15 protein-coding genes are annotated in these 17,239 nt (G+C 63.2%); 6 read left to right on the top strand and 9 right to left on the bottom strand.

The window, feature by feature from the left end; translation table 11 throughout:
* Both rpoC and K2W81_RS00755 read left to right on the top strand, forming a co-directional pair.
* On the top strand, window positions 1-3,561 hold a 3,561-nt coding region (rpoC, locus tag K2W81_RS00760; RefSeq protein WP_294100459.1), incomplete at its 5' end, for a DNA-directed RNA polymerase subunit beta'.
* 154 nt (window positions 3,562-3,715) lie between these two features.
* Window positions 3,716-5,656 carry an alpha/beta fold hydrolase gene (locus tag K2W81_RS00755; protein ID WP_294100458.1) on the top strand — a complete coding sequence of 647 codons (1,941 nt, stop codon included), beginning with the start codon at window positions 3,716-3,718 and terminating at the stop codon, window positions 5,654-5,656.
* Between the two features lie 30 nt (window positions 5,657-5,686).
* Here the strand turns inward: K2W81_RS00755 and K2W81_RS00750 are convergent, their stop codons facing one another.
* From K2W81_RS00750 to K2W81_RS00725, 6 genes are all read right to left on the bottom strand, one after another.
* The gene (locus K2W81_RS00750; protein WP_294100457.1) at window positions 5,687-6,304 is read right to left on the bottom strand and encodes an ATP-binding cassette domain-containing protein; all 618 of its coding nucleotides are present in this window, start codon (window positions 6,302-6,304) and stop codon (window positions 5,687-5,689) included.
* On the bottom strand, window positions 6,294-6,983 hold the full coding sequence (gene modB / locus K2W81_RS00745; RefSeq protein ID WP_294100455.1) for a molybdate ABC transporter permease subunit: 690 nt from the start codon (window positions 6,981-6,983) through the stop codon (window positions 6,294-6,296). The genes K2W81_RS00750 and modB overlap by 11 nt, the downstream gene beginning before the upstream one ends.
* Window positions 6,983-7,747, bottom strand: coding sequence for a molybdate ABC transporter substrate-binding protein (gene modA / locus K2W81_RS00740; protein ID WP_294100453.1), 765 nt, complete (start codon window positions 7,745-7,747; stop codon window positions 6,983-6,985). Before modA ends, modB begins: the two co-directional genes overlap by 1 nt.
* Before the next feature lie 88 nt (window positions 7,748-7,835).
* The gene (locus K2W81_RS00735; RefSeq protein ID WP_294100451.1) at window positions 7,836-8,201 is read right to left on the bottom strand and encodes a phasin family protein; all 366 of its coding nucleotides are present in this window, start codon (window positions 8,199-8,201) and stop codon (window positions 7,836-7,838) included.
* A gap of 120 nt (window positions 8,202-8,321) precedes the next feature.
* Entirely contained in the window at window positions 8,322-10,133 is a 1,812-nt protein-coding gene (lepA, locus tag K2W81_RS00730) for a translation elongation factor 4 (RefSeq protein ID WP_294100460.1), read from the bottom strand.
* Between the two features lie 80 nt (window positions 10,134-10,213).
* Window positions 10,214-11,185, bottom strand: coding sequence for a tetratricopeptide repeat protein (locus tag K2W81_RS00725; protein ID WP_294100449.1), 972 nt, complete (start codon window positions 11,183-11,185; stop codon window positions 10,214-10,216).
* 284 nt (window positions 11,186-11,469) lie between these two features.
* Between K2W81_RS00725 and K2W81_RS00720 the strand changes: the two genes are divergently transcribed.
* Window positions 11,470-12,165: a hypothetical protein gene (locus K2W81_RS00720; RefSeq protein WP_294100447.1), complete on the top strand. Its 696-nt coding sequence runs from the start codon at window positions 11,470-11,472 to the stop codon at window positions 12,163-12,165.
* A 172-nt stretch (window positions 12,166-12,337) separates the two neighbouring features.
* Here the strand turns inward: K2W81_RS00720 and K2W81_RS00715 are convergent, their stop codons facing one another.
* From K2W81_RS00715 to K2W81_RS00705, 3 genes are read right to left on the bottom strand one after another with little or no spacing between them, the layout of a single operon-like run.
* Entirely contained in the window at window positions 12,338-12,856 is a 519-nt protein-coding gene (locus K2W81_RS00715) for an ATP-binding protein (RefSeq protein WP_294100445.1), read from the bottom strand.
* Window positions 12,853-13,416 (bottom strand): nicotinamide riboside transporter PnuC, encoded by a 564-nt coding sequence (pnuC, locus tag K2W81_RS00710; RefSeq protein ID WP_366932194.1) that lies wholly within the window; start codon window positions 13,414-13,416, stop codon window positions 12,853-12,855. Before pnuC ends, K2W81_RS00715 begins: the two co-directional genes overlap by 4 nt.
* Before the next feature lie 8 nt (window positions 13,417-13,424).
* On the bottom strand, window positions 13,425-14,123 hold the full coding sequence (locus tag K2W81_RS00705) for an HAD-IA family hydrolase (protein WP_294100441.1): 699 nt from the start codon (window positions 14,121-14,123) through the stop codon (window positions 13,425-13,427).
* Window positions 14,124-14,200: 77 nt separating this feature from the next.
* Between K2W81_RS00705 and glmU the strand changes: the two genes are divergently transcribed.
* The 3 genes from glmU to K2W81_RS00690 form a co-directional block, all read left to right on the top strand.
* On the top strand, window positions 14,201-15,553 hold the full coding sequence (glmU, locus tag K2W81_RS00700; protein ID WP_294100439.1) for a bifunctional UDP-N-acetylglucosamine diphosphorylase/glucosamine-1-phosphate N-acetyltransferase GlmU: 1,353 nt from the start codon (window positions 14,201-14,203) through the stop codon (window positions 15,551-15,553).
* Window positions 15,554-15,561: 8 nt separating this feature from the next.
* On the top strand, window positions 15,562-16,206 hold the full coding sequence (locus K2W81_RS00695; protein WP_294100437.1) for a hypothetical protein: 645 nt from the start codon (window positions 15,562-15,564) through the stop codon (window positions 16,204-16,206).
* A 47-nt stretch (window positions 16,207-16,253) separates the two neighbouring features.
* Window positions 16,254-17,239, top strand: a 986-nt coding sequence (locus K2W81_RS00690) for an isomerizing glutamine--fructose-6-phosphate transaminase (protein ID WP_294100435.1), incomplete at its 3' end; no start/stop codon positions are given.

Genomic DNA, 17,239 nt, shown 5'->3' with positions numbered 1-17,239 from the left:
CCGGTCATCCCGCCCGAACTGCGCCCGCTGGTGCCGCTCGACGGTGGCCGCTTCGCGACGTCGGATCTGAACGATCTTTATCGCCGCGTGATCAACCGCAACAACCGCCTCAAGCGGCTGATGGAATTGCGCGCGCCGGACATCATCGTCCGCAATGAAAAGCGCATGTTGCAGGAAGCCGTCGACGCGCTGTTCGACAACGGCCGCCGCGGGCGCACGATCACGGGCGCCAACAAGCGGCCGCTCAAGTCGCTCTCGGACATGCTCAAGGGCAAGCAGGGCCGTTTCCGCCAGAATCTGCTCGGCAAGCGCGTCGATTATTCGGGTCGTTCGGTCATCGTGACGGGTCCGGAACTCAAGCTGCACCAGTGCGGCCTCCCGAAGAAGATGGCGCTCGAGCTGTTCAAGCCGTTCATCTACGCGCGCCTCGACGCCAAGGGCCTGAGCATGACGCTCAAGCAGGCGAAGAAGTGGGTCGAGAAGGAGCGCAAGGAAGTCTGGGACATCCTGGATGAAGTGATCCGCGAGCATCCCGTGATGCTCAACCGCGCGCCGACGCTCCACCGCTTGGGCATCCAGGCGTTCGAGCCCGTGCTGATCGAAGGCAAGGCAATCCAGCTGCACCCGCTCGTCTGCTCGGCCTTCAATGCCGACTTCGACGGCGACCAGATGGCCGTCCACGTGCCGCTCAGCCTCGAAGCCCAGCTCGAAGCGCGCGTGCTGATGATGTCGACCAACAACATCCTGAGCCCCGCCAACGGCAAGCCGATCATCGTGCCGTCGCAGGACATGGTGCTGGGGCTCTATTACATCACGATGGAAAAGACCGGCGAGCCGGGCGAAGGCATGCTGCTGACCGACATGGCCGAAGTCCATCACGCGCTCGATTCGGGTGCGGTGACCTTGCACACCAAGATCATCACCCGCGTTCCGCAGACCGATGAGGCCGGCAAGAGCTACCTCAAGCGCTACGAGACGACGCCGGGCCGGATGCTGCTCGGCGAGTGCCTGCCCAAGTCGCACAAGGTGCCGTTCGACATCGTCAATCGCCTGCTGACCAAGAAGGACGTCGGCGACGTGATCGACGAAGTCTATCGGCACACCGGCCAGAAGGAGACCGTGCTGTTCGCCGACGCGATCATGTCGCTCGGCTTCCGCCACGCGTTCAAGGCGGGCATTTCGTTCGGCAAGGACGACATGATCATCCCCGACGCCAAGATCCCGCTCGTCGACGAGACGCGCGCGCTGGTGAAGGATTTCGAGCAGCAATATCAGGACGGCCTGATCACCCATCAGGAAAAGTACAACAAGGTGATCGACGCCTGGTCGGGCTGCGGTGATCGTGTGGCCACCGCGATGATGGACGAAATCAAGGCGGTGAAGCGCTACGAAGACGGTCCCAACAAGGGCCGCGAGAAGCCGATCAACTCGATCTACATGATGGCCCACTCGGGTGCGCGTGGTTCGCAGGCGCAGATCAAGCAGCTCGCCGGCATGCGCGGGCTGATGGCCAAGCCGTCGGGCGAGATCATCGAAACGCCGATCATCTCGAACTTCAAGGAAGGCCTGACCGTCCTTGAGTATTTCAACTCGACCCACGGCGCCCGCAAGGGCCTCGCGGATACAGCGCTCAAGACGGCGAACTCGGGGTACCTCACCCGTCGTCTGGTCGACGCCTCGCAGGATTGCGTCATCGTCGAACTCGATTGCGGCACGACCCGCGCGCTGGAAATGCGGGCGATTGTGCAGGGCGGATCGACCATTGCCTCGCTCGGTGAGCGTATCCTGGGCCGCACCACGGCAGAGGACATTATCGATCCAAAGACCAACGCGGTCGTTATCCCATCGGGCACGCTGCTCGACGAGCCGATGATCGCGACGATCGAGGCACTGGGCACGCAAAGCTGCAAGATCCGCTCGCCGCTGGTCTGCGAAACCAAGATCGGTGTCTGTGGCAAATGCTATGGTCGCGATCTGGCCCGCGGTACGCCCGTTAACATCGGTGAAGCGGTCGGCGTTATTGCCGCCCAGTCGATTGGTGAGCCTGGCACTCAGCTGACGATGCGGACCTTCCACATCGGCGGCGCGGCGCAGCTCAACGAGCAATCGAACCTGGAAGCCGTGGCCGATGGCCGGATGGACTATCGTGACCTGCGGATCATTGAAGATCAGCGCGGCCGCCGCGTCGTGCTGAGCCGTTCGGGCGAACTCGCGATCATCGATGCCGAGGGCCGCGAACGCGCCGTCCACCGCATCCCGTACGGCGCCTATGTCCTGTTCCCCGATGGTCATCAGCTGACCAAGGGCGACCGGATGGCCGAATGGGATCCGTTCACCATGCCGGTGATCACGGAAAACCCGGGTGTCGTGAAATATGTCGATCTGATCGAAGGCAAGACGCTGACCGAGCAGGCCGATGAAGCAACGGGCATCACCCAGCGCGTCGTCACTGAATATCGTGCCGCGACCAAATCGAAGGAAGATCTTCGTCCGCGCCTGACCCTGACCGGGGCAAGCGCTGAGGAAGCGGGCCGCTATATGCTCGTGGCCGGGGCGACGCTCTCGGTTGAGGACGGGGCCACCGTTTCGGGCGGCGACGTGCTTGCGCGTGTGTCTCGCGAAAGCGCCAAGACGCGCGACATCACCGGCGGTCTGCCGCGCGTTGCCGAGCTGTTCGAAGCCCGCAAGCCCAAGGAAAATGCGATCATCGCCAAGGTTTCCGGCCGGGTCGTGTTCGGCAAGGATTACAAGGCCAAGCGCAAGATCGGTATCCAGCCCGAGGATGGCGGCGAGGTCGTGGAATATCTGGTGCCGAAGTCGAAGGTCATCGACGTGCAGGAAGGCGATTACGTCAAGCGCGGCGATAACCTGATCGGTGGCTCGCCTGATCCGCATGATATTCTCGAAGTGCTCGGCATCGAGCCGCTCGCTGAATATCTCGTCGCGGAAATTCAGGAGGTTTACCGTCTGCAGGGCGTGAAGATCAACGACAAGCACATCGAAGTGATCGTTCGCCAGATGCTGCAGAAGGTCGAGATCACCGACGGCGGCGACACCACGCTGCTGGCGGGCGAACAGGTCGACCGCGAGGAGATGGACGACATCAACTCGAAGCTCGACAAGGGCCAGACGCCGGCACAGGGCAAGCCCGTGCTGCTCGGCATCACCAAGGCCAGCTTGCAAACCCGCAGCTTCATCTCGGCGGCGTCGTTCCAGGAGACCACCCGCGTCCTCACCGAGGCGGCAGTCCAAGGCAAGCAGGACACGCTGATCGGCCTGAAGGAAAACGTCATCGTCGGGCGGTTGATCCCGGCGGGCACTGGCGCGGGCATGAATCGCCTGCGCGTCACCGCCAATTCGCGCGACGCCGCGATGCGGGTGGCGCAGCGCCGGATGGACGCAGCGATTGTCGCGCCCAATTCGGCCGCCGAAGAACATGCCGCCGAACTCGCGCGCAGCCCGCGCGATGCTGGCGGCACCGGTGACGACGCGCTGGGCAAGGTCGTGCAAAGCGGCCACGGCACCGATGCGGATGCCGGGGATTATCTGAACAAGGAATGATCGTCTCGGGTTCGAGTGATCATTCGTCGCACTGAAAGAGCCGCCGTCCGGAGCGATCCGGGCGGCGGTTTTTTTTGGCTGGCAGCGTAGCGCAATTGGGCTAGCCTAAATGTGACATGCGCCGCAGCAGCGGCCTGACCTTGAGGGGAAATTCATGCGCTCGATTCTGCTCGCAGCCACTGCCGCCGCCATGCTGGCGCCCGCTGCTGATGCCCAGACGACGGTCGCCGCGATCGACAAGCGGGTGATCGGTGCAGCGACGCTGGAAAACATCCCTCCGATCCCCGCTGATCTTGCCGCCGCGCTCGCCCGCTATCAGGAGAGCCGTGCGGCAAGCTTTGCCGACTGGGCGAACGACGGCAGCATGTTGGTCCTCACACGCTTTGCCGCGACCGCGCAGCTCCACCGCGTCAAGGGGCCCGGCATGGCCCGCACGCAGATCACTTTCGCTTCGGAGCCGATCGCCGCAGCGCGCGCGATTCCCGGCAGCGATAGCATCCTGTTCGCGCGCGATACCGGCGGCGACGAATGGACGCAGATCTACGTGTTGGGCCCCGATCTGAAACCGGTCCAGCTCACCGAGACCGGCACCCAAAATGGTCAGATCGTCGTGGCGCGCGACGGCGGCGCGATCTACTGGTCGCGCGCGACGAAAGGGTCGGGCGACCGCACGATCTGGCGCGCCAATCCAGCCGAGCCGGCCTCAGCACGGCAAATCTTTCAGGGTACCGGCGTCATCGCGCCATCGGACATATCGGCCGACGGCAAGACCCTGCTGCTCACCCGCAGCATTTCGGCCGTAGCGCAACAACTCTACCTGCTCGATATCGCCACCGGCACGGTCACCGAAATCGCCAAAGGACCGACAGCGAGCTTGGACGGCGCGCGCTTCGCCCGTGGCGGTCGCGCCGTCCTGGCGATCAGCAACCGCGACAGCGACGTCGAGCGCCTTGTCGAGATCGATATCGCGAGCGGCAAGCTGACGCCGATCTCGGCGGCGTCGTCCTGGTCGGTCGAAGAATTCGATCTGAGCGAAGATGGCCGAATCCTGGCCTATGCGATCAACGAGGACGGCTACTCGCGCGTCATCGTGCAGGATTACGTGACGCGCCGTGCCATGCCGCAACCCGCACTGCCGCGAGGCGTGGTCAGCACGCTTGCCTTGTCGCGCGACGGAGGCAAGCTTGCAATCGGGCTGGCGGCGTCGAACGCCCCGGGTGACGTTTGGAGCTGGGAAGTGCGCGCCGGAAAGCTCGATCGTTGGACCGAGTCCGAAATCGGCCCGATCGATCGCACAATGCTGCCCGAACCCCGGCTGGTCCGCTTTCCGAGCTTTGATACATTGTCGGTGCCGGCGTTCGTCTATCGCACCAAGACCGTCCCGACGAACGCCCGGACGCCCGTAGTGATCGTCATCCACGGCGGGCCGGAAGGACAGGCGCGGCCCGGCTGGACACCACAGCACGCCGCAATGGCGGATCAGCTCGGCGCGACGATCATCGTTCCGAACGTCCGCGGATCGACGGGCTACGGCACGCGCTATCTCAATCTCGACAATGCCGAAAAGCGCGAGGATAGCGTCAAGGACATCGGCGCGTTGATCGACTGGATCAAGACGCGGCCCGACCTGGACGGGTCAAAGATCGCGGTCATCGGCGGATCCTATGGTGGCTATATGTCGCTAGCCGTGATGACCAGGTACAGTGCGAAGCTGGCGGGCGGCGTCGATCTCTTCGGAATCGGCGATTGGATGACGTTCCTGAAGAATACCGAAGCTTATCGGCGGGATGCGCGCCGGGCTGAATATGGTGATGAGCGCGATCCCGCGATGGCAGCAGTCTTCGCGCGCATCTCGCCGCGCGCGAATGTCGCTGGCATTACCAAACCGATGCTGATCGAACAGGGCGCGAATGATCCGCGTGTGCCTCGCAGCGAAAGTGAACAGATGGTGGCGGCAATCCGTGCCAATGGCGTGCCCGTCTCCTATCTGCTGTTCGCCGACGAAGGGCATGGCTGGCGGAAGAAGGTCAACCAAGTGCTTTCCCAGCAGGCCGAGATCGCCTTCCTCAAGCGGCTGTTCGAGGCGGCAAAGTAACGACGCCGACTCCGTCCGCCCAGACCCAGGTCAGCGCTCCATCCGGATGATCTGCGTCGCCAGCCGCTCGGCTTCCTCGGCATCATGCGTGACCATCAGGATCGGCAGCTTGAGCCCGTCGCGGATATGCTCGATCGCGCGCATGATCTCCTCGCGGCGCGCACGGTCGAGCGAGGCGAGCGGTTCGTCGAGCAGCAGAAAGCTTGGGCGCGACAGCAGCGCCCGCCCGATCGCCACCCGCCGCGCCTCGCCGCCCGATAGCGAACGCGGCCACCGATCGAGCAGCGGCGCGATGCCTAGGAACGAGACCGTTTCGTCGAGGCCAAGCCGACTCTCGCCGCGCCCCGCGCCATAATCAAGATTGGCGCGCACCCGCATGTGCGGAAAGAGGCGCGGTTCCTGAAAGACATAGCCCGCGCGGCGCTGAGCCACGGGCACATCAACACCTGCGTCGGCGTCGAACAGCACCCCCCCCCCGACGGCGATCCGCCCCCGCGCAGGGGGCAGCAGTCCGGCGATCATGTTGAGTACACTCGTCTTGCCCACGCCCGATGGCCCGAACAGGATCGTCAGCCCGGGTTCGGACGCGATCCGCACCGCGACCTCGGCCTCCCCCACCCGCCGCGCGATGTCGACATCAAAGGACATGCAGCCCCCGCCCCGCACGCCGCGCGAGCAGTTCCGAGCCGATCAGCGCCGCCATGGCCAATATGATCGACACCGCCGCCAGCCGGATCACGATTGCCTCCCCACCGGGCAGTTGCAGCGCGCCGTAGATGGCCAGCGGCAAGGTCTGCGTCTCCCCCGGCACATTCGAGACGAAGGTGATCGTCGCGCCAAATTCGCCGATCGAGCGTGCAAAGCCGAGCACCAGCCCCGCCAGCACGCCCGGCAGGCTGAGCGGCAGCGTGATCGTCCAGAACACCCGCCACCGCCCCGCCCCGAGCGTGCGCGCGGCGCTTTCGAGCCGCTGGTCGACCGCCTCGATCGACAGCCGGATCGCGCGGACCATCAGCGGCAGCGCCATCACTCCGCTCGCGATCGCCGCCCCCGTCCATTTGAACAGCACGGTGATGCCCAACCAGCTCTGCAAGGCGCCGCCGACCGGACCATTGGGGGCGAAGGCGATCAGCAACAGCCAGCCGGTCACCACCGGTGGCAGCACCAGCGGCAAATGCACCAGCCCGTCGAGGATGATCCGCCCCGGAAACCGCCCCCGCGCCAGCACCCACGCCAGCGCAAAGGCGATCGGCAGGGTCACTGCCATCGCCGCCGCGCCGACCTTGAGCGTCAGGCCGACGATCGCCCATTCGGTACCCGACAGCATCAGCCCGGGGTGAACCCGTGGCGGCGCAGCACGCCCTGCCCTTCGCGGCCCAGCAGGAAGCGGCGAAACGCCTCGCCCTCGGCATTGGTCGAACTTTTCAGCCGCGCGATCGGGTAAGTGATGCGCGGATGGCTGGCGGCGGGGAAGCGATAGGCCACGCGCACGCCAGGCTCGCTGCGGGCGTCGGTTGCGTAGACGATGCCATAATTCGCCACCCCGCGCGCGACCAGCGCGAGCGCGGCGCGGACATTTTCGGCGCGGACGACTTTGGGGGCCACTTGCGCCCAGATGCCAAGCTTGGTGAGCGCGGCCCGACCATAGCGCCCGGCGGGGACGCTGTCCGGGTCGGCCATGGCGAGCGGCGCGGCGCTCAGCGCACGGGCAAGCCCCGCCGGGGTCGGCGCAGGATCGGCGCTAGTCGTTGCAGGCCGGATCAGTACGAGGCTGTTCCCGGCGAGACTGGCGCGCGTGCCCGCCGCAATCAGCCCGCGCCGCGCGAGATCATCCATCCAATCAACGTCGGCGGCAATGAACAGGTCAGCGGGTGCGCCGACCGCAACCTGACGCGCCAAGATCGATGATGCGGCGAACGATATGACCGGCTTGGGATGACCCTTCGCCGCCCAGCGATCAGCGGCCTCGGTCAGCGATTCCTGCAAGCTCGCCGCCGCCAGCACCACCGGCGCGGCAGGCGGCGGCGCATTGGCCGTGCCCAAAATCAGCGCCAAGCCGATCGCCGCCAGCCTCGATAAATACGACCGCATCACCGCTGCCTCCCGGTTGCTGTTCCCAACCGTATACAGCAGCGACCGCTGCGCGCCACCCCCGGGGGGAGCGCGCAGCGGGATCGCCTCAGCCCTTGTTGGTCATCTGGCCGATCGTGTCGCGGCCGTAGCTGGTGATCAGCTCGCCGATTTCGCGTGCCTGGTCCATCGCCCGCTTGCTCTGGTCGCGCATATAGTCGGACTGGATGCGCATCACTTCGGCGACATCCTTGGCATGGGCGGCGGCGCGCATTGCGGCAAAGGCTTCGCGGGTATTGGCTTCGGCCTGATCGAGCAGCCGCATCCCCAACTCGGTGCCGGTCTCGGCAATGCGTTCGCCCGATTTGCGCATCGTGTCACCGGCGGCCTTGATCTGGTCGGTCATCTTGCTGGCCATGTCTTCGGTGGCTCGTTTGGCGGTGTTGGTCGCATCGTTCGTGGTCGAGTCGGTCATGTTCGTTGCTCCTGCCATATGCCCCGGCGTGTCCATACGCCTGATCTCTTTGACGCGCGAGCCGCATCGAGGTTCCGGCGAATCCGTGATGCGTGTGCGATACCCGGTCGGGCGTGCGCCTTAACCCTCATCCCCCATCCGTAGCGCGGCGATGAACGCCTCCTGCGGGATGCTGACCGAGCCATATTCGCGCATCTTCGCCTTGCCCTTCTTCTGCTTGTCGAGGAGCTTGCGCTTGCGCGTGGCGTCACCGCCATAGCATTTCGCCGTCACGTCCTTGCGCATCGCGCTGATCGTCTCGCGAGCGATGACCTTGCCGCCGATCGCGGCCTGGATCGGAATCTTGAACAAATGGCGCGGGATCAGTTCCTTGAGCCGCTCGACCATGCCGCGACCGCGGACCTCGGCGGTCGCGCGGTGGACGATCATGCTCAGCGCATCGACCGGCTCCTCGTTGACGAGGATGCCCATTTTGACCAGATCGCCCTCGCGATAGCCGATCTGGCTATAGTCGAAGCTCGCATAGCCTTTCGACAGCGACTTCAGCCGGTCGTAGAAATCGAACACGACTTCGTTGAGCGGCAATTCATAGGTCACCTGTGCGCGGCCGCCCACGTAAGTGAGGTTCTTCTGGATGCCACGCCGGTCCTGGCAAAGCTTCAGGATGCTGCCGAGATATTCATCGGGCGAGTAGATCGTCGCCTCGATCCAGGGCTCGGCAATGCTCTCGATCTTGTTTGGCTCGGGCATGTCGGCGGGGTTGTGGAGCTCGATATGCCCCTGCCCATGCGTCAGCTCAATCTGGTAGACGACCGACGGCGCCGTCGTGATCAGATCGAGGTCATACTCGCGCGTCAGCCGTTCCTGGATGATCTCGAGGTGGAGCAGCCCCAGGAAGCCGCAGCGAAAGCCGAAGCCCAGCGCCGCGCTGGTCTCCATTTCGAAGCTGAAGCTGGCGTCGTTGAGCCGCAGTCTGCCGATGCTCTCGCGCAATTTGTCGAACTCGGCGGCGTCGACCGGGAACAGGCCGCAGAACACGACTGGCTGGACAAGCTTGAACCCCGGCAGCGCCTCCGTCGCGGGACGCTTGGCATCGGTAATCGTGTCGCCGACCGCGGTCTGCGCGACCTCCTTGATCTGCGCGGTGATGAAGCCGATCTCGCCGACGCCCAATTCGGTGAGCTGTTCGATCTTGGGCCGGAAACAGCCGACCCGGTCGACGAGGTGCTGCGTCCCGGTCGCCATGAACTTGACGAGTTGGCCCTTCTTGAGCGTCCCGGCCATCACCCGCACGAGGATGACGACGCCGAGATAGGGATCGTACCAGCTATCGATCAGCATCGCCTTCAGCGGCGCATCGGCATCGCCCTTGGGCGGCGGGATGCGCGTGACGATCGCTTCGAGCACATCCTCGATCCCGATCCCCGACTTGGCGCTGGTCATCACCGCGTTGGAGGCGTCGAGACCGATCACTTCCTCGATTTCGGCGCGGACCTTTTCAGGTTCGGCGGCGGGCAGGTCGATCTTGTTGATGACGGGCACGATCTCGTGATCATGCTCGATCGACTGATAGACATTGGCGAGCGTCTGCGCTTCCACGCCTTGCGCGGCATCGACCACCAGCAGCGCGCCTTCGCACGCGGCGAGGCTGCGGCTGACTTCATAGGCGAAGTCGACATGGCCGGGCGTGTCCATCAGGTTCAGGACGTAATCGAGGCCGTCGTGGGCGCGGTAATTGAGGCGCACGGTCTGCGCCTTGATCGTGATCCCGCGCTCCTTCTCAATGTCCATATTGTCGAGCACTTGCTCAGACATCTCGCGCGCCGTCAGGCCACCGGTGGTCTGGATCAACCGGTCGGCGAGCGTCGATTTGCCGTGATCGATATGCGCGATGATGGAGAAATTACGGATACGGTCGAGGGGGGTCATAATTCCCGCGCTACTAGCAGGTGCAATCTATGATGGCGAGGGGCGGTCAGGAATTCCTGGTCGGTCATTTCGCCAGAACAACGTCAATAGGCGCAGCAGCTGAAGCCTGGTGTCGTAGCATACCAAGAGCTAATCGGTGGCGCGGGCGGCGGAGGCGGAGGGGGAGGCTGCGAATAGCGTTGCTGCTGAAGGTCCATTATGCCGTCTAATCGACAGTCGGCATCGCAAGTCTCTTTAGCAGAACCATAACTATATCCATAGGAATAGGAACTTGCCACAACCGGCGGGCGGTCCAGTCGCTCGATGGCTTCGCGTGCCGTGCTGCGGGCCGACACTGTGTCTTCGTCCTCACCCCTCTGCGCTAAGGCTTTGTTGTACCATGTGCGCGCTAAAACCTTGCTAGCTTTACCACAAGCCCCTACCTCATAAATTGACGCCAAATTAGCCATTGCGGTAGCATCTCCATGCGATGAGCCTATTTTGTAGAATTCGACTGCTTTACAGTTTTGCTGTTTGTTGGATCCGTAAATTACCCCGAGATTATTCCAAGCTTTGATTACACCATTACTTGCAGCTGATCGATAGTATTGCTCAGCTACGTCATAATTAACTGCAGCACCCAAACCATTATGAAACATATAACCAATGCCAAACTCCGCAACGTGACTCCCATTCCGAAACGCTGCCAAATACCATTTGCGCGCCAAAGAATAATCCCGGCCTACGCCACCTGTTCCCTCGCGATAGTCGTAAGCAAGCTGCTCCATGGCCGCGACTTCGCCTCGCACTGCTGCCGCCAGTATCAGTCGATGATAGAGTTCGGGCCTTTTGGGCGCACCCCCCGTGCCTTCTCGATAGAGCCAGCCAAGTTGGTAGAGTGCATAGGCATCGCCGGCGATTACTTTCGCTTTGAAGCTCTCAGCTTCGCTGCTCGGAGCCGCGCTTAACCCAGTCGCCTGAGCCATAGGCGATATCGTAAAGCTGACCAGCAGCAAAGCACTGATCGCACGTTGAAGCATCAAATCTCTTTTGTGTTTTGTTGCAGGTAGATACATGATAAACCTCTGATCATGCGCGACATCGCATGGCGCCAATTTTTAGATCCTAAGAGGGTGAGAATCAAGTTGATCTTGTAGAAGAAATCTTGACTTTATCCGGCTGTGCAAATAGCAAACCGAGCACTAAGCCGGACTTTGAATTGGGTAGTATGATGCGCAAGTTTGCATTTGGACTGTTGGCAATCTGTGCCGGGTTCGCTCCGAGTGATGCGAGCGCGCGAGCAAGCGACACATGTCGGAAAGTTAATATGGGGTCGGAGAGCCGACCCGATTGGCAGCTTATGTGCAAGGGTGCCGATGGAACGGTAACCGTCACGCCGATCAAAAATGAACAGCCACAACCGCTATCCAAAGCGCAACAATCGGTTACCTTGATTGATCACCTGAATGTAACCTACGAAGGCTCTTACCGGATGGCGATCACGAAACCCGGTCGACCGGCTCGCGGCGTCAATTACGGCCAAACGATCAATTCAGCGATGCGGGGTGGAAACATTTTGGGCGCCCTTGCAAACAGCGTTCTGAGTTCCGGCTCGGGCGGTTCCGCCGATCGGGTCACCGAAACAGGCGGCAGCCTGACAATGGTTGTCGAAATACGCGGTAGCATCGTGAAAGCCCAAGTGAGATCGACCGGCCGGTTGCGCACATCACAGCTTTCGGGAACACGGACTAACGGCATTTGTCGTCTCACCGATACGGACGGCATATGGGTCGGACCTTGCGATGCCAGGGGCTTTGCAGGCGCTCTAGAACCATATGCGAACGCAGCCGTAAAAGGACAGCTGTCATTCGAAACTCAGGCGGCGAAAGTTACAGACTTAGCATTGAAGGAAGCCGAAGATCGCGAAATCGCGGCGCAAGCTGCTAAAGCCAAGGCAGACGAAAATGCTGAGGTGGATGCGCTGATTAAGGCTGCTCCTGCCAAGGCCGCGCCGGAAAAAGCTCCGCCTCGCAAGTCCACTCGTCGTAAAAGGTAGCATTCGATCGTCATTTGTAGCTATCATCGCGGGATGTAGGACGTTCAATATGCTTTTGACGAGGCAGTCAGAGGGCTCCGTACCGATCAGACCTAAGCTGCGATCAGACCGATGCAGCCACATGTGTGAGTGCTGCCGATGACAGCGCGATCTGCACGCTCCAGCCGGGCGCTTACTTGCGCTTCACTGCTCCGATCGCCGCCAGCGCATTGGCGAAGCGCGCCTCCCCCTGCCCGCTGACCAGCGCCCAGCGCACGCCGCGTCGTTCGAGTTCGGCCTTCGACAGATCGAAGAAGCGCTGCCGCATGTCGCGGGTGCCGAACATCCGCGTGCCGTCGTCGACCCAAGGCAGATCGATATCGAGCAGCAGGTAGAGATCGGCCGTCCCCTTCCACGCGCTGAACCAGCGGTCGCGCGTGCCGAACAGCATGTCGGCCCACACCGCCGTCATCAGCGGATCGGTGTCAAGGAACAGCGGATCGGCGCCCGAGGCGAGCGCGCTCTGTGTCATCGCCGCGTGCGTCTCGGCGATCGTCACCAGATCGGCCATGGTAAAATCGATCCCGCGCCGCTCGGCAAAGGTGCGGCCATATTCAGGCACGAACATCGTGTCATAATGGCGCGCCAGCTGCTCGATCAGCGTCGACTTGCCCGTGCTTTCGGGGCCGTGGAGGCAGATGGTGCGGATCATGCCGCGTCCTGATGCCGCTGTACGCGCCGCCAGTCGATCAGGCCCCAGACGGCGAGCACGAGGAAGACCAGATAGAGCACCATGGTCAGCCACAATCCCTTCACGGCGTAGAGGCCGATCGACAGCATATCGACGCCAATCCAAAGCATCCAGCTTTCGATCAAGCGTCGCGACTGCATGATCTGCGCGGCCACGCTGACGATCGCCGCCGTCGCATCCCACCACGGTAACGCGGCATCGGTGTAGCGCTGGACGAGGCTCGCCCAGATCACAATGGCGATTGCCGTGCCTGCCGCCCATGCCACCCGCGAGCGCACGCCTAGCCGCTCGACGACAATCGTCCCTTCACTCGCCGCCACGCGCGACCACGCCCACCAGCCGTAAAGATTCACCGCGAAGAAGAAGAATTGGAGCAGCGCATCGCTGTAGAGCTTCGCATCATAGAAAATGCGTGCGTAAAGCGCGACCATGGCGAGCGCGAAGGGGTAGTTCCAGATGCTCCGCCGCACCACGAGCGCGACGTTGATCACGCCGAGCACGAAGGCAACGATTTCGAGCATCGACACGGCTAGGGCGCGAGCCGGGCCAGTGTCGGGATCAGGTCGTCATAGTGATCGATCACCGCGTCGGCGCCCAGTTCCTCGACCGGGCCGTGCAGGAAGCCGAAGCTGACCGCGATCGCGGGGATACCCGCCGCCTTCGCCGCCATGACGTCATAGATCGAATCGCCAAGGAAGGCCGCGCGCCCGCCGCCGCAGCGCGCGATCATCTCGACGATCGGCGCCGCGCTCGGCTTGGCATTGCCCGGCCCCAGCGTATCGCCACCGATCACCGTTTCGAACCGGTCGAGCAAGCCGAGCAGCCCCAGCAGCCGCACCGCCAGCGCTTCGAACTTGTTGGTCACGACCGCGAGCTTCACCCCCTGCCCCGCCAGTGCGTCGAGTGCTTCGAGCGCGCCCGGATAAGGCTGCGTCAGATCGGCGATATGCGCATCATAATGGCGGAGCATTTCCTTGTAATAGCCGCGAAAGACATCGGGCTCGCAGCCACCGCTCGCCTCCAGCGCGAGCCGCAGCATTTCCTTGGCGCCGCCGCCGATCATCGGCTCGACCTGCTCGGGGCTCAGCAGGGGCCGTCCGGCGAGCGCCAGCGCATGATTGACCGCCGCCGCCAGATCGGGGCTGGTATCGAGCAAGGTGCCATCGAGATCAAAACCAACGATATCGAACGCGCGATCCAACGTGCCCGGGGGTGAATTTTCGCTCATGCTCGACTGGCTGCCAGCAAAGCGGTGGCATTGGCAAGCGGATCATGGCAGGGCGCGCGCAGGCTCAGAGGCGCAGCATGACGACATCACCCATCGCCGCCATCATCCTTGCCGCAGGCAAGGGCACGCGGATGAAATCCGACCTTCACAAAGTGCTCCACCCGATCGCCGGGCAGCCGATGCTGATGCATTTGCTGGCAAGCGTCGATGCACTGGCGCCCGCCAAGAAGGTCGTGGTGGTTGGTTCGGGCCGCGATCAGCTCGAGGCCGCGCTCGGCGGCACCGCCGATCTTGCCGTGCAGGAGCCGCAACTCGGCACGGGCCACGCCGTGCAGCAGGCCGAGGGCGCGCTGGCGGGCTTCGATGGCGATGTGCTGATCCTTTACGGTGATGTGCCGCTGGTGCGCACCGAAACGATGCAGCGCATGCTCGATCGGCTCCACGCGCCCGATGCGCCGGCGATCGTGGTGCTCGGCTTCGAACCCGATGACACGCTGCGCTATGGCCGGGTGATCGCCGAGGGCGACCGCATCGTGAAGATGGTCGAGCACAAGGACGCGACCGATGCCGAGCGCGCGGTGCAGCTTTGCAATTCGGGGCTGATGGCGGCGCGCTCTGCGGACCTGTTCGCGCTGCTCGCCCGCGTCGGCAACGCCAATGCGGCGGGCGAATATTATCTCGTCGACATCGTCAACATCGCCAATGACGATGGCCGCATGAGTGCCGTGGTGACCACCGATCCGTTCGAGGTCGCCGGGGTCAACAGCCGGGCCGAGCTGGCGGCGCTCGAAGGCGCATGGCAGGCGCGCCGCCGGGCCGAGGCGATGGCCGATGGAGTCACGCTGATCGCGCCGGAGACGGTCTGGTTCGCGTTCGACACCCAGCTTGGTCGCGACGTAACGATCGAGCCCAATGTCTTCTTCGGCCCCGGCGTAAGCGTCGCCGACAAGGTCACGATCCGCGCCAACTGCCACATTGAGGGCACCGTGATCGGCACGGCATGCGAAGTCGGCCCCTTCGCGCGGCTGCGTCCCGGCACGGTGCTCGGCGAGAAGGCCAAGATCGGCAATTTCGTGGAAACAAAGAAGGCGGTGCTGGGCGCGGGGGCCAAGGCCAATCATCTGACCTATCTCGGCGATGCCGAGGTGGGCGCGAAGGCCAATGTCGGCGCAGGCACGATCACCTGCAATTATGACGGCTTCTTCAAGTACAAGACCGTAATCGGCGATGGCGCGTTCATCGGATCGAATTCGGCCTTGGTCGCGCCAGTGATGATCGGCGCCGGGGCGATTGTCGGCGCCGGATCGGTCGTGACGGCCGATGTCGAGACCGACGCACTGGCGCTCGCACGCGGGACCCAGGCGGCCAAGCCGGGCTGGGCCAAGCGCTTTCGTGAGCTGATGACGGCGAAGAAGGCGTCGCAGAAATGAAAGCCGGAATGCTCGCTCTGCTTTGCGCGTCCCTAGCGCTCCCTCAAGCAGCCGCAGCGCAGCAGCGCGGCGATTGCGAGCTGCATGTTTGGACGACCAACGCCTATGCGGCTGTCTACCACGGTGCCGAGGTCGGGCCGGGTCCGGGCGAAGGCGGCTATAGCGTGACAACCTATCTGGCGCGGATGGAGCCGATCAGAAAGCGGCTCGCCGATGCAATCGACGAAACAGTGCAAGCCGATGCAATTCGGGCGATGACCCTTGGTACGCAGGGTCGATTCGCGGGATATCGGCTGATCTTCCATACCGCCCCTGCCCAAGCCAAATACAGCAACTGGACCGACAAGAATGTCGGCGCGGGCGGTCGCGATACCGACTCAACATCGTCCTGCTACGCCGAGCTGCACACCGTGTTCATCGCCCTGTTTCGCACCGCGATCAGCAAGAAGATCCAGACCGGCTTTCTGTTTCGCGACTTCGGCGCTAACCCGACCGTGACGTTCGGGATAGCCGATGCCAGCAGTACCGGCGCGGCCGCTTTCAAGACCAATGATGAAGAGAAATCGGATGCAGCGCGCAGCGATTTGCGCGCGGCCTTCCAGGAAAATTTGCGGATATTCCTGCGCAAGAAGAAAATGATGCCGCGCCGATAACCGGCAAGGTTTTAGGCGCGGTTGGCTATTGGGATCGGGATTAAGATATGTGCGGTATCGTTGGCATTCTGGGGCTTGGCCCGGTGGCGGATCGGTTGCTCGATGGCCTCAAGCGGCTCGAATATCGCGGCTATGATTCGGCCGGCATGTGCACCGTCCATGATGGCATGTTCGATCGCCGCCGCGCGCCGGGCAAGCTCGCCAATCTTGCGCGCGTGCTCGGCGAAAGCCCGCTCGCGGGCGACAGCGGCATCGCGCACACCCGCTGGGCAACGCATGGCGCGCCGACCGAGGACAATGCCCATCCGCACATCGCGGGCGATGTCGTGCTGGTCCACAATGGCATCATCGAGAATTTCAAGCCGCTGCGCGATGAACTGATCGCCGCAGGCCGCACCTTCCTCAGCCAGACCGACACCGAAGTCGTCGCGCATCTGATCGCGCGCGAAGTCGAATCAGGCGCGTCGCCGCGTGAAGCGGTGGCGACCGTCCTCCCCCGCCTGCACGGCGCTTTTGCGCTGGGGGTGATGTTCAAGTCCGAACCCGATCTGCTGATTGGCGCGCGGCTCGGCGCACCGCTCACGGTGGGCTATGGCTCTCAAGAGAATGGGGGCGAAAATTACCTCGGCTCGGACGCGCTGGCGCTCGCGCCACTAACCCAGCGGATCGCCTATCTTGAGGAAGGCGATTGGGTCGTCATCACCCGCGCCAAGGTCGAGATTTTCGACCGCGACAACCAGCCGGTCGAGCGCCCGATCGTCAATTCGGGGGCGTCGGGCCAGTTGATGGACAAGGGCAATTACCGCCACTTCATGCTCAAGGAAATCCATGAGCAGCCCGTGGTGGTCGCGCAAACGCTGCGCAGCTATTTGCGTCCGCTCGAAAACCGCGTCGCGCTACCCGACATGGAATTCGATCTCGGCGGGGTCGAGCGTGTCGCGATCGTCGCGTGCGGCACCGCATCCTATGTCGGCATGATCGGCAAATACTGGATCGAAAGCCTCGCGCGCATCCCCGTCGAAGTCGATGTCGC

The sequence above is a fragment of the Sphingomonas sp. genome (genome assembly GCF_019749955.1).
GTDB lineage: Bacteria > Pseudomonadota > Alphaproteobacteria > Sphingomonadales > Sphingomonadaceae > Sphingomonas.
Note: the sequence above shows the minus strand (reverse complement) of the source record. Positions and strands in the feature narration are given on the sequence as shown.

Excerpts from the sequence above, each read along its gene's own strand:
- K2W81_RS00755 (WP_294100458.1), top strand. The coding sequence starts at position 3,716 with ATGCGCTCGATTCTGCTCGCAGCCACTGCCGCCGCCATGCTGGCGCCC.
- K2W81_RS00750 (WP_294100457.1), bottom strand. The coding sequence starts at position 6,304 with ATGTCCTTTGATGTCGACATCGCGCGGCGGGTGGGGGAGGCCGAGGTC.
- modB (WP_294100455.1), bottom strand. The coding sequence starts at position 6,983 with ATGCTGTCGGGTACCGAATGGGCGATCGTCGGCCTGACGCTCAAGGTC.
- modA (WP_294100453.1), bottom strand. The coding sequence starts at position 7,747 with ATGCGGTCGTATTTATCGAGGCTGGCGGCGATCGGCTTGGCGCTGATT.
- K2W81_RS00735 (WP_294100451.1), bottom strand. The coding sequence starts at position 8,201 with ATGACCGACTCGACCACGAACGATGCGACCAACACCGCCAAACGAGCC.
- K2W81_RS00725 (WP_294100449.1), bottom strand. The coding sequence starts at position 11,185 with ATGTATCTACCTGCAACAAAACACAAAAGAGATTTGATGCTTCAACGT.
- K2W81_RS00720 (WP_294100447.1), top strand. The coding sequence starts at position 11,470 with ATGTGCAAGGGTGCCGATGGAACGGTAACCGTCACGCCGATCAAAAAT.
- K2W81_RS00715 (WP_294100445.1), bottom strand. The coding sequence starts at position 12,856 with ATGATCCGCACCATCTGCCTCCACGGCCCCGAAAGCACGGGCAAGTCG.
- pnuC (WP_366932194.1), bottom strand. The coding sequence starts at position 13,416 with ATGCTCGAAATCGTTGCCTTCGTGCTCGGCGTGATCAACGTCGCGCTC.
- K2W81_RS00705 (WP_294100441.1), bottom strand. The coding sequence starts at position 14,123 with ATGAGCGAAAATTCACCCCCGGGCACGTTGGATCGCGCGTTCGATATC.
- glmU (WP_294100439.1), top strand. The coding sequence starts at position 14,201 with ATGACGACATCACCCATCGCCGCCATCATCCTTGCCGCAGGCAAGGGC.
- K2W81_RS00695 (WP_294100437.1), top strand. The coding sequence starts at position 15,562 with ATGCTCGCTCTGCTTTGCGCGTCCCTAGCGCTCCCTCAAGCAGCCGCA.